This window comes from Microbacterium sp. Z10_103, from assembly GCF_058310455.1.
In genome coordinates this window covers 2,103,019-2,115,501 of sequence record NZ_JBZEGK010000001.1, presented here as the reverse complement: position 1 = coordinate 2,115,501, position 12,483 = coordinate 2,103,019, and the positions used below count along the sequence as shown (strand labels likewise).

At 65.9% G+C, this 12,483-nt stretch carries 8 protein-coding genes; 4 read left to right on the top strand and 4 right to left on the bottom strand.

Features of this window, described 5'->3' with window-relative positions:
• The first annotated feature begins 71 nt into the window (after positions 1–71).
• A complete protein-coding gene (locus AC4FS2_RS10290; protein WP_491177158.1) occupies positions 72–410 on the top strand; it encodes an OsmC family protein in 339 nt (112 codons plus the stop codon).
• Between the two features lie 19 nt (positions 411–429).
• On the opposite strand, the gene AC4FS2_RS10285 is transcribed toward AC4FS2_RS10290, so the two are convergent.
• Complete coding sequence (locus AC4FS2_RS10285) at positions 430–822, bottom strand: ester cyclase (protein WP_491177155.1); 393 nt, start codon at positions 820–822, stop codon at positions 430–432.
• A gap of 293 nt (positions 823–1,115) precedes the next feature.
• Here AC4FS2_RS10285 and AC4FS2_RS10280 point away from each other — a divergent pair, with 293 nt between their 5' ends.
• Positions 1,116–3,263, top strand: coding sequence for a heavy metal translocating P-type ATPase (locus AC4FS2_RS10280; RefSeq protein ID WP_491177151.1), 2,148 nt, complete (start codon positions 1,116–1,118; stop codon positions 3,261–3,263).
• 84 nt (positions 3,264–3,347) lie between these two features.
• Entirely contained in the window at positions 3,348–3,848 is a 501-nt protein-coding gene (locus AC4FS2_RS10275) for a hypothetical protein (RefSeq protein WP_491177148.1), read from the top strand.
• A gap of 85 nt (positions 3,849–3,933) precedes the next feature.
• Here the strand turns inward: AC4FS2_RS10275 and AC4FS2_RS10270 are convergent, their stop codons facing one another.
• Positions 3,934–4,527 carry a phage baseplate assembly protein V gene (locus AC4FS2_RS10270; RefSeq protein ID WP_491177146.1) on the bottom strand — a complete coding sequence of 198 codons (594 nt, stop codon included), beginning with the start codon at positions 4,525–4,527 and terminating at the stop codon, positions 3,934–3,936.
• A 53-nt stretch (positions 4,528–4,580) separates the two neighbouring features.
• On the opposite strand from AC4FS2_RS10270, the gene AC4FS2_RS10265 reads away from it, so the two are divergent.
• A complete protein-coding gene (locus tag AC4FS2_RS10265) occupies positions 4,581–5,381 on the top strand; it encodes a lysophospholipid acyltransferase family protein (RefSeq protein WP_491156791.1) in 801 nt (266 codons plus the stop codon).
• Positions 5,382–6,041: 660 nt separating this feature from the next.
• On the opposite strand, the gene AC4FS2_RS10260 is transcribed toward AC4FS2_RS10265, so the two are convergent.
• A complete protein-coding gene (locus AC4FS2_RS10260) occupies positions 6,042–8,048 on the bottom strand; it encodes an ATP-dependent helicase (protein ID WP_491177142.1) in 2,007 nt (668 codons plus the stop codon).
• A gap of 430 nt (positions 8,049–8,478) precedes the next feature.
• On the bottom strand, positions 8,479–12,210 hold the full coding sequence (locus AC4FS2_RS10255; protein ID WP_491177140.1) for a YobI family P-loop NTPase: 3,732 nt from the start codon (positions 12,208–12,210) through the stop codon (positions 8,479–8,481).
• Positions 12,211–12,483 lie beyond the last annotated feature (273 nt).

The window sequence follows — 12,483 nt, the reverse complement described above, 5'->3', positions numbered from 1 at the left end:
CGAGGTATCGGACGGCCGCTGTCAATCGCGATGGCGGGAATGGTGTCAGCAGTGTGGTCGGTGGGCTCGAGGTGGCGGTATCCTCACCGCTGGCGGCGGAGGTCGACCCCACGGCGTCGAACCCCGAGCAGCTCCTCGCGCTGGCCTGGGTCACCTGCTTGAATGCGACCGCGCAGGCGGTGGTGGCGCGGCAGCGGCGCACAGCGGTGCGTGTGGAGGTCGAACTCCACCCGGCGTCCTCCGGGTCGGGGTACGAGTTCCATGTCGACGCCTACCTCTCGGCGGAGGGCGCCTCGATCGAGGAGACCGCGGACATCCTCACTGCTGCCCACGCGCGGTGCCCGGTGTCGAAGCTGCTGGCCGCCTCATCCACGGTCCACGTGCATCCTGAGGTCTACGGCGAGGGCTGATGCGCGTGCGCGGCGGTCTCTAGCCCTGGAGCTGGCCGATCAGCTTGTGAACGTCGATCAGGCCGGAGAACTCGGTGATCCGCCCCTCCGCCACGCGATACATGGCGAATTCCGCGACATTCACGTGCCGGCGAGTCGGTGCGATGCCCCGGAAGGTTCCGAGGTGCGTGCCGCTTCCGCGGAGGTGTGCGGCGAGGCGGTCGTCCTCGACGATGAGTTGGATGCGGCGCCACCGCCAGTCCGGAAATGCGGAGAAGAGGTCGGCTAAGGCAGCGACCCACGCGTCTGCGCCGCCCGGCAGGTGCGCACGCCGGACTGACGCATCGACGAACGAGCGGATCGCGTCCAGGTCGTGCCGGTTGCAGGCGTCGAGGTAGTCGCCGAACCACTCACGCATCTGCCACGGCTCCACCGTCTCATTATCCGTGGGATTCGACGGGCGGGTCTGGGCGATCCCGCCGACGACAGCGACGAGAGCCCGGCGCCGTGCGCACAAGAAGCGAAAGACGCGGTCTTCGTCCTCCTTCTGAACAACGAGCTTCTGGGGAATGCGATCGGTGTCGTATCCGCTAAATACCCTAGGGGGGTATGGTACGCGTGTGAATCGATCGGTACCTCCGCGCTGAGGCGGCCGTAGAAGAGGCCGGATAGACCCTGGCCGACAGCCACGTGTGAGCGTCCCCGCACGCAACGAAGGAGGCTCTGATGAGCCAGCACGATCACTCCCCGAACCCGGCGGGCCGCAACGGGCATGCTGGCGCAGCGACGGCCATGGCGCACGATCACGGGGCGACGGGCCACCCCGGTCACGACGATGCCCAGATGCCGGCAGCGGGGCACTCCGGGCCCGGGCATTCCGACCATGGCGGTCACGCTGGTCACGGCGATCACGTGGCCCGGTTCCGCCGACTGTTCTGGATCATGCTGGTCCTCGCGGTCCCGGTCGTCGGGTTCTCCATGATGTTCTCGATGCTGATCGGCTACCCGTTGCCGGACGCCGCATGGGTCGGATGGGTCTCCCCGGTCCTGGGCACGGTCATGTACGTGTGGGGTGGTGCCCCGCTCCTGACCGGTGCCGTCAGCGAGCTTCGCGCCCGCACACCCGGGATGATGCTGCTGATCGCCCTCGCGATCACGGTCGCGTTCGTCGCGTCCTGGGGTGCGAGTCTCGGGCTCCTGCACCACGAATTGGACTTCTGGTGGGAGCTGGCGCTGCTGATCGTCATCATGCTCCTGGGCCACTGGATCGAGATGCGCTCCCTCGCCCAAACCACCTCCGCACTGGACTCCCTCGCCGCCCTCCTGCCGGATGAGGCGGAAAAGGTCAGCGGCGACACCACCGTCACCGTCGCACCCGCCGACCTGCAGGTCGGTGACGTCGTGGTGGTCCGTCCCGGTGGGCGGGTGCCCGCGGACGGTCGGGTCGTGCAGGGCTCGGCCAGCATGGACGAGTCCATGATCACCGGAGAGTCCCGCCCGGTGCCCCGCAGCGACGGCGACCCGGTCGTCGCCGGGACCGTCGCCACCGACTCCGGGGTTCGGGTGGAGATCACCGCGGTCGGTGAGGACACCGCCCTCGCCGGGATCCAGAAGCTCGTCACCGAAGCGCAGAACTCTTCCTCCCGCGCACAGCGACTCGCGGACCGCGCCGCCGGTTGGCTGTTCTGGTTCGCGCTCGGCGCCGCCGCCGTCACTGCCATCGTGTGGACTGTCATGGGGCTACCCGATACAGCTATCGCGCGCACCATCACGGTGCTGGTGATCGCGTGCCCGCACGCACTCGGGTTGGCGATCCCGCTGGTGGTGTCCATCGCCACCGAACGCGCCGCCCGCGCCGGCGTGCTCGTCAAGGACCGGCTGGCGCTGGAGAGCATGCGGACCGTGGACACGGTCCTGTTCGACAAGACCGGCACACTCACCAAGGGCGCCCCCGCAGTGACCGCCATCGACCCCATCGACCGCACCGACCCCGACGAGCTGCTCGCTCTGGCAGCCGCCGCCGAGACCGACTCCGAGCATCCCCTGGCCCGTGCCATCGTCAACGCCGCCCACGAGAAGCAGCTCACCATCCCTCGCGCCACCGACTTCGAGTCTTCCCCCGCGGTCGGCGTCCGCGCCCTCGTGGACGGGCGCACCGTGCGGGTCGGCGGTCCCTACCTGCTCGAGCAGGAGGGGGTGAACGAGCTGCCCGTCGCGGACGAGTGGCGCGGAGAAGGCGCGATCATCCTGCACGTTCTGGTCGACGGGACGGTGGCGGGTGCGTTGCGGCTCGCGGACGAGATCCGCCCTGAATCGCGAGAGGCCGTGACCGCGTTGCAGGGACGGGGCGTGCAGGTGGTCATGATCACGGGGGACGCGGAAGCGGTTGCCGCGTCCGTGGCTGCCGAGCTCGGCATCGACCGGTACTTCGCCGGGGTCCGCCCCGAGGACAAGGCCTCCAGGGTCAAGCAGCTCCAGAACGAAGGCCGGAAGGTCGCGATGGTCGGCGACGGGGTGAACGATGCCCCCGCCCTCGCCCAGGCAGATGTCGGTATCGCGATCGGCGCGGGCACCGATGTTGCGATCGCCTCCGCCGGGGTGATTCTTGCCAGCGACGACCCCCGGTCGGTGGTCTCGGTGATCGAGCTGTCCCGGGCGAGCTACCGAAAGATGACGCAGAACCTGTGGTGGGCCGCGGGCTACAACCTCATCTCCGTACCGCTCGCGGCGGGGGTGCTCGCCCCGATCGGATTCGTGCTGCCGATGTCGGTGGGAGCGATCCTCATGTCGCTGTCCACGATCGTGGTCGCCCTCAACGCCCAATTGCTGAGGCGACTGGACCTCCGCCCAGACGCCCTCATCGGTCGCCGCTGAGCGGGTGCCCTCCCGTGGGAGGACGAGGGAGGTGACCGCTGCGATTGTCCGGGCGGATGAAGGGCGCGGCGCTAGGCTCCGGTCATGATCAGGTTCTCTGCCGGGTTCCCGGTGAGCCGCACCGCTCTGGCGGCGTGCGCCCTCACGGTCACCGCGGTGATCGCCGGGTGCGCTCCGGCAGAGCCCGCCGCCTCGACGCCCGAAACCACAACTCCGGCCATCGCCGTTTCCCCCGCCGCGACCACTTCGACCGTGACGGATGTCGAAACGTGCGAGGCATTCACTGACGTCTCGACCATCCTCCAGAACGCGGGGGTGGCCCTTTACGAGGGGCGCATGTCACAGAAGGAGTACGACGGCTGGATGCGACTCGCAACGCGGGTGCTCGACCGGGTTCCCACTCGGGGCGAGGGCGCCGTCAGCGAAGCCATTGCAGCGCTGAAAACGGAATACCCTCCCATTCCCTCGGGAACGTACGGTACAACCAGCTTCGGCAGCCCGGGGCCGAACACATCCTCCTCTCCTGTCGACGCCTGTGAGGCAGCCGGCTATCAGCTCTTCGCTGAGGGTTTCACGGGCGGATAGCGCCCACGAAGCGAGTAGGCCCCGCGGGGCTCAAACCCGCCTCGGACCCTTTTCCGTGCGGCCGGGAGGGGCAAAACCCGCGTGACTACGCGCCGAAGTGGGCTCTGACTTCGCTCGCCTGCTCTGGCGTGAGCAGCCACCGCTGATTTGGACGATGGTCTGGGTAGCGTTCGCGAAGGAAGCGCCGCACTCTTCGCCCTGGACCTTCGCCATCTTCGTGGCCGAGCTCCGCGGCAAGCTCGACAGGCGTGATCGAGCCGACGGATGGCAGCAGCCCAAGCACGACGGGATAGCCGAAGTCGTCATCCTCGAAGGTCACCCACACGGCTGCACCTATGGGAGTCGGCGCGGCTGGCGGGGGAGCGCCCAGTGGAAGAACCGGTAAAGCCCACGACAAGGCGTCGCCGCTCACGGATGGGACCAGGACCTGAAGCCGTCCTCGGAGCGCCGGATCCACATTGTTGATGACCGTTCCCCTATGAATCGACACCGCGCCAGCGTACGCGCACGGCCGCAGGCACGGAGCGAATCGGATCGTTGGTCGGACGGTGCGGAGCGTTACGGTGTGTCGCCTATCCCATGAGGGCCGCTTCGGGAAGGGGCAACGCGATATCCAGCTCGGGGCGGTAACGATGACGTATGGACACGATTGACGACGCCGACCCTTCCGTCGATTCATCAGAGCGGCACGTTGTTCCGTCTCCTCCGGAGCGGATTCGAAAGGCTCGGTCGATGGCGCGCGTGCCGGGCGCGAGGCGCCGCTTCGAGCCCGTCTATTCGTCCGCAGTCGCTGTAGGACGATTCTTCTTCGGCGGAATTCTTCAACTGCGGCCGACCGTTTCAGGGGCGGAGCGGATCCCTTCATCGGGTGCGGCCGTGTTGGCGATCACGCATTTCGGCTACATGGACTTCGCGTTGGTCGAGTGGGTCGCCTGGTTACGAACGCGGCGTCGGATCCGGTTCATGGTGACGAGGCGGGCGGCCGACAAACCCGTCATCGGCTCGCTTCTGCGCCAGATGCGGCACATTCCCGTGGAGATGGGAGCCGGTCGCGACGCGTACGCACACGCGGTCCGCGCCCTGCAAGATGGCGAGCTTGTCGGAGTATTCCCGGAGGCGGGAGTGAGCGCGTCGTTCACCGTGCGTGAACTCAAGACCGGCGCGGTGCGTATGGCCGCTGCCGCCGGTGTAACCGTGATCCCCGTCGTGGTCTGGGGTGGGCAGCTATTGCGAACCAAGAATCATCGAGCGCGGGTCCGGGAGGCCTTCAAAGCGCCGATCCGCGTCTCGGTGGGCGTCCCCATCGAGGTTGAGCCGTCGGACGATGCCGCGGAGAAGACAGCTGAGCTTCGTTCGCACCTGCAGGCCCTTCTCGAGGACGCACAGAGGACTTATCCGATGTCGGGGGCGGGCCAGTGGTGGCAACCAGCCCATCTCGGCGGCTCTGCACCCACCCCCGCCGCCGCCGCAGTCGCAGAAGCGGAGCGCCAGCGGCGAAGGTTGGCTGACCGCGGAGAGAGAACCAGCGACTGAGCCCTGACCATTTCGGCGAGAAGTGAAACCCCGCGATCCCAGTCCGGAGAGGGGATCGCGGCGGCATGAAGCGAGTGGGCCCCGTGGGGCTCGAACCCGCCTCGGACCCCTTCCCGGGTGGCTGGGAGAGGCGAAATCCGCGTGATTCCGCCTTTCTCGGGCGGTCAGCGATTTCCCAGAAACGGTGCGGTTTCAGCCGGATGTTGTCATTTTGTTGTCACGCGGCGTCGCCGTCGACCTCCGCGTATGCCAGAGTTGCTCGCCCCGTCGTCACGTTCAGGCGATGCCGGGGAGCAGCCACCGCCCCGCACGTGAGTCCACACCGAGGGGTACCCGTCCCGCTTCCACGGTTCCCAGCGGCGCCCTCACCGCGAGTGTCGCCGTCGGTCGCAGCCAGAGAGATGGTCGCGCTGACGTCAGACCGGATGCCCTGCAAGGCCGGCGGCTGCGGAAGTTCACCTCTGGACCCTTGCCCGATTGCCGATCCCTATCCCGGCGCTGCGCAAGCGGGACGGTTGGGTACGCGGGGAGCGCCGGATTCCGGTCCGCCAGGCAAGCTTGCTTGACTCAATGGCCGTCCGTCCGGATCAACCACGGCTCTCGTGAAATCCCTCCGCTTCCGCTGGGCTGTACGCCCGCGAAGAGAACAGCCGATGCGGATCAGGCGAACAGTTCGTCGAACGCGTCCGTGCGCACGCGAGGCGCCGTGACGGTCCGCTTGATCGCAGGCTCGGAGGTGACGGCGGCGGTGCTGACCGACTCCATGAGAGCGCTCGCGGGCTCGGTCAGGAATCTGCTGGGCTTGGCTGCGACGTGCTTGGCCAGGAACGCGGTGGGATGCGTGGGCAGCCGCGACGGCACGTACACGTCGAGAGCGTCGCGCGCACGGGTGATCGCGACATAGAAAAGACGCTCTTCCTCGGCGAGACCGGCGGGCGAGGTGAGCGCCATGTCCGAGGGCATCGCGCCGTCATTTGCGCGCAGGAGGTGCACCGTGTCCCATTCCAGGCCCTTCGCGGAGTGGATCGTCGACAGGGTCAGCCAGTCCTCGTCGAGATGCGGCTGCTTCGCCCAGTCACCGGCGACGTGCACCGGGTCGATCGCCTGCTCGCTCACGAAAGTGCGCAGATCACTCTGCTCAGCGGCGGCCTGCGTGATGCCATCGACTTCGGTCACCCGACGGTGCCAATCCGGGTAATGCGCGCGCAGCAGCGGATCCACCGCGGCTCGGCATGCCTCGACCAACTCTGGCACGGCGGTGGTGGAGTCGACGGCGCCAAGCAAAGACAGGGTCGACGCGAGCCCAGTGCGCGCCTTCGCCGGTGCCGCTGCGACAGCGTCGGCCGCGCGATCGACGCCCCCGTCCGCGAGTATCCCGGCAAGCCCGCGTGCACTCGCTTTGCCGATCGCGCGGTGCCGGGTGAGCAAGCGGTACCAAGACACCTCGTCCGCCGGATTGAGCACCACCCGGAAGCTCGCCAGCAGATCGCGCACGTGCGACGTCTCCAGGTAGCCGATTCCGCCGAACTTGTGGAACGGGATCCCTCGCACTTTGAGCTCGACCTCGAGTTGCGCGCTGTGGGATCCGGTGCGCATCAGCACGGCCTGCGAACGCAGTGGCGTGCCATCGACGTGGGCGGCGAGGATGCGGTCCGCGACTGTGCGGGCCTCGTCGTCGGCGTTGCGGCAGCTGACCAGCGTCGGTCGGGCGCCCGGCTGCGGACGGTCGGCGATAAGCCGCAGTTTCAGTTCGCCCGGGCGCACCTGGTTCGCGAGGTCGAGGATCGGTTGCGTGGAACGGAAGTTGCGTTCCAGGCGCACGAGCGTCGCGTCGGGGTGCTCGTCGACGAGTTCGAGCAGGTGCCCGGCGTTCGCGCCCCGGAACGCGTAGATCGCCTGTGCGTCGTCGCCGACGACCGTGAGCCCGCGGCCGTCGGGACTGAGCCCGCGCACGATGTCGACCTGAAGCTGGTTGACATCCTGGTATTCGTCGACGAGCACCCAGTCCCAGCGCGCCCGCAGCCGTGCTCCGACATCGGGATCAGCAACCAGCGCCCGCCAGGCGATGAGCAGATCATCCAGGTCAAGCAGGCCGCGCTCGCGCTTGCGGTCGCGGTAATGCCTCAACAGACCGGCGACCTGGTCGGCATGCTCGAGCGCCCAGGGAAACTTCTCTTCGATCACGGCGCGGGCCGGCGTCGCGGTGTTGATCGCGCGGGACGCGATGTCGGCGATGGTGCGTGTCGTGGGCAGACGCATCTCGGTGCCTTCGAGCCCGTGCTCTGCCCGCAGCAGATCGATCAGGTCGATGACGTCGTCAGGATCGATGACCGTGACGTCCTCCAGCCCCAGATGCTGCGCGTGCTCGGCGACGATGCGGTGCGCGACGGCATGAAACGTGCCGCCCGCAATGCGCTGCGCAGCCTGCGCGTCGCCGCACATTGCCGCGGCCCGAGACAGCATCGCCCCTGCTGCGCGCCTGGTGAACGTCAACAGCAGGATCCGCTCAGGGACAATCCCTGCCGCCAGCAGCCGCGCAACCCGTGCGGTGAGCACCCGGGTCTTCCCGGTGCCGGCCCCCGCCGCGACCACAAGCGGCCCATCGCCGTGCTCGACGGCCTCCAGCTGTGCCGGATCCAGCCCGACGAGCGCATCAATAACTGCCACGGAGGTGACGCTAACGAGACCCCCGGACACTCCGCCATCACGGCGAGTCTGCGGAGATGCGCAAGCGGGGCCGTCCGATCGGGCCGGAGCGGTATGTCAGGGGCGGGGTTCCCGCCCACTGAGCGGTCGCCCATCGTGACGCCATTCGTCGCGGAAGCCGATGGCTCACCGTGCGTGGCAGCGCCTTTAAACCGGACGTGGCGTTCGCCGAGACACCAATGGATGGCGACGCCTTCGCAGCCCTCCTGGACTCCGTCAACCACCCCGGCTGACTGGACAGCTCTGCGGCCGGCAGTGCGCAACGTCGCGTCCACCTGCGAGCACACAACGCTGGGCCGATCGATACGGATCCCCAACAGGCAACGTGGGGTGACCAATTCGCATCTGTCGCTGCGCTGCAGTCACGCGGACGGAGCTCACGCGTGGCTGGCTAACTCAGAGGCGCCATCCAGCGCGGTCCGTGCAATTTGAGCACCACCGCTTTGACTTCCCGTATCGTGCGGCCGACATACCGGTGGAGGACCGCTTCGTGGGCTTCATCTTGCGGGAAGTGCGGCCGCCCGCGCCCGCCTACTACCACCTGCCTGTAGCTCTCTCCAAGGGTGCTGAGCACCGCATCGACACCCTCAATGCTCACCTCCTCGCCGCGGGAAGCAAGCATTCTTACAACTTGCCCGTCCGTCGCCCCTGCTTCGTGGAGCTCCAGCATGTGGGCAGTGGATACACTCCATCCGTCATGGAGCGCGGAGGCGATTGCGCGCGCCTGCACCGGGGTAGCGACTGCAAGATATGTGGACAAGTCGTCTATCATGGCGCGCTTTGTTCTAAGCGGAACAAGAACGCTCTTCAGGAACGCGGGCACCCAAGACGGGCGCAGAACGTCGTTGGAGAGGAAGGAGTCGACCGAGCGCGAGGCCTTGATGGCTTGCTCGAGCGTCGGCCAATCCACCATGAGCGGCGAGGTGAACGCGGCCAATGAGTCTTCTAGCAGTCGCGCTGTGAGGAGTCTGGCCGGGAGGTCGCCGCTTTCGGGCGTGATTCTTGCCGGTTGTAATGTCCCGGGCTCAAGACTCGTCGCGATTTTCACACGGGCGAGCGTCGACGGTATCGCCTCGGAGGCGTTGAGGATGAAGTACGCCAAGTCACGTCGGTCCTCGATCTCGACGCCGGCAACGTCGAGGATCCGTCGGTCACGCAGTAGGGATTTCAGCCCTTGGTCCGCACCGATCTCCCGCGTGTATTGAAAGACATTCTCGAAGGTGGCTGGCACGCGGCGATCGGCGGCCAGCGCGGGCCACGCGGCTTTTGGGACGCTCGTGAGCGACTGAACAGTGGCGCCTGGTGCATCGTCGACGAGGCGCGATATCAGGTCGTGATCCGTCGTAGTGACCGCGTTTAGAACCGCGATAAAGTTCGCCTGGTCTGCGACGACTTTGATGACCGACGGGTCGTGCTCTGAGACCGAGAGATACTCTCCGAGGTTGGCAAGAGCGTGGGTATAGGCGGCCGGGTTTAAAGCGAGAGTGTCGAGTCCGACGACGCCGGACGGCTGAACTGTTCGCAGGTTCGCGTGTGTGATGGGGTAGAGCTTGAGATCCACTGCCACCGCTCGGGCAGTCTCGTTGAGCTCGGAAAGTGAGGGGATCTTTGCTCCGGTGGCGGCGAACACACCAAGTACCCGCTGCGCCATTGTCGGCGATGTCGGCGAGGTTACTGCCGACATCTCCTGATAGTGGTCGCTGAGGATCCGACCGACGGCCGAATCAACGCTTACTGCCGATGCTGGGAGCGCCGTCAGCACGCTGTCGACAATTGCGAGGCGCTGACCATCCTGTATCGACGCTGCGGAGGCTGCGTACTGGAGTGCGCTTGGCCAGTGGGCGACAAGTGCGGCAAGAAGTTCGGCCGGTGCTGCGCCTTGGGCCATATAGGCGTCGAGGAACTCGTCTCGCTGTGCTCCAGCTTGAGCGAGCATCTGAGCAACGGTGTCGGCAGCCTGCGGGCGTTCGCGAAGCAGGTAGTCGAGGATGCTCGCGTTCAGGATGCTCGGGTCACTGAAGATGTCGGCACTGTCGTTGGTCCGCGCGCCCTGTTCCCTCAGGATCTGGCGAACGTCTTTGCGGGTGAGTTCGAACGAAGCGTCCGCTTGACCGGGTTCGACGTACCGGTAGATGTAGTCGCGAGCTCGCGGTCCGAGATGTGTGCCGTAGTAGCTGGACGCGTAGGACGGGAAGTGGGAGTCGACGTAGCCGTGGCGCACAAGATCCCTGGCGAGCTCGGAGGTGAGCACGACGCGTACCAGCATGTCGAACGACAGCCGATCCGGGTCTACGTCGCGGAGGGCGCTCAACCTCTGCTTTTCACCATCGCTCAGATCGAGCTTGTCGGATGGGACGGTGAGGTCAGCGCGTCGGCAAAGCTGCTCCCAGGAGTGGTGGCGGAGGAACTCGACCGCGTGCTCCAGTTCCGCGAGTGTGGAATTGAATTCCTTCGTGTCGACTTTCTCCCAGTCGTCAGGGTCGATGCTCTCGCCGAGTTGGCGTGCCAGCATCTCAGCAGAGAATCGGATACTGATCGGGGCAGAAGAGCGCGACATCGTGAACTCGATACCGTCACTCGCCGCGATCTCCGCCCAGCTTCCGGGCTGCGTCAGGTCCGGGAGGTCTGCTGGAAGGCTCACCCGATACGGCGCTGGAGTGGCGGCCTGCAAGTCATCGCGGAGAACGTCGAGGCGGTCGGCGAGCGTGCTGGCCCGCGAGCGTCTGCGTGCCTCAATCTGGTCATCACGACGGCGACTGACAAGCGCGGGAACGGCGGTCTCCGTCAGGTTCGTCGTCACGAGCGTTCGCCACATTCGGTAGAGGCGGTCAAGGCTGCTTGCCTTGTGGCGGATGAGTTCGAAATCAGTGAGGTGAGTGTTCTTGAAGAGAACCATCGCGAAGACGAGGTCGTCGGTGATGCCTGGGATCCGGCTCTTGGGCACAACGAGTTGCTGACGGTAGACCTCGAATTCATTGCGGATGTTGTGAATAAGCCGCATGTCGGCCACGTGTCTCGCAGCGAGCCGGATGAGGGAAGGTGAGATCTTGAACTGCCCGCTCTTCATCGCATTGCTCATCAGGTCTCGTGCGTTGTCGGCGCTGACAAAAGGTACGACCGGAATGATGACGTCGAAGAACTTGGTGCGATTCGCCCGAATTGCTGCGCCCTGGGCGTGATCCGCGGTGCGCATCTGCTTCTCGGCGGCAGGAGCGGCTTCCCCTATCTGTTCGAAGACGCTGTCACGTATTGCATAGACGAACTTGACTGGATGGGGCAACTGGGTGGCACTGTTGAGCAGGTTATTTAGTGCCCGGAGTGCATCGAAGATTTCGACATCCTCAAAACGGTCGATATCTTCGATGACCACTATGTCGCGCCCCGTGACCTGGAAGACATAGACGATCTCGTCCAGGTAGTCATCGAAGTAGGTTCGCGACTCCTTACTCAGGGTGACAGTGGCATTGGCCGTGCTGACCGAAGCGGTGACGGAAGGACGTGATCGCACGACCAGTACGACGAGCCAAGCGGCTCCGACGAAAAGCGCGGCGCTCACCGCATAAGCAAGAACATGTCGCCACACACCATCGAAGGTGTCGATGATGAACGAATGGAACACGCCGAGCAAGGCGACGATGAGCCAGATACTCAGGCCCGCCGCAAACGCCCATACCCAGTCCCACGTGCGGTCCGGTACTGATGTTCGGCGGTACCGAGACTGCGGCACCTGCTCGGGAAGCGTCGTGTAAAGGAGCTGCTTGACGATCTCCTTCTGAATCCGATTGGTCCTTGACTCGGCGTCGTCGTCAGAGCCTTGAGAATCGTCACGCGGCCTCTGGCCGTCACCGGAGTCCGGGACGATAGTCGATAGTGATAGCCGGACGATCCTGGATGCGAATTCCTGATCGGACCTGAGCCGTTCGAGCACACTACTCTTGCCCGTGCCATACGCGCCGGTGAGGGCGATATTCGTCACCGCCTCCTCCCGAAGCGCCCTACTCAGCAGGTCGAAGTAGAGCTGGTGGCGAGAGGTGCTGTAAACGGGGGCAAGGCTCGTGAGGCGCAACTTCGCGCCCGGGCCAGCATTCTCGTCTTTCACGGCGCGGATGAGATTGTCGGGCATGCGGTCATCGTATTGACGATCACCGACGGCGAAACGAATTGACAGGCCCCGGACGCCGCAATCGACTACAGGTGCCGGGCGACGGGCCGGTGAAGTGAGTAGTGGCACGATTCCTAATTGTTGCTTCGGGCAGCTTGCCGGGACTTCGAAGCCTTTGCGCAGCGTCAACGCGAGTCGGCCTCGTAGCGATCCGGGATCCGTCTATGGCGCGTAGGTCACGTGTCGCATATCGGAGCCAACACGGTCGCGTCCCCGTCGTCGTGGGGAGGCCAA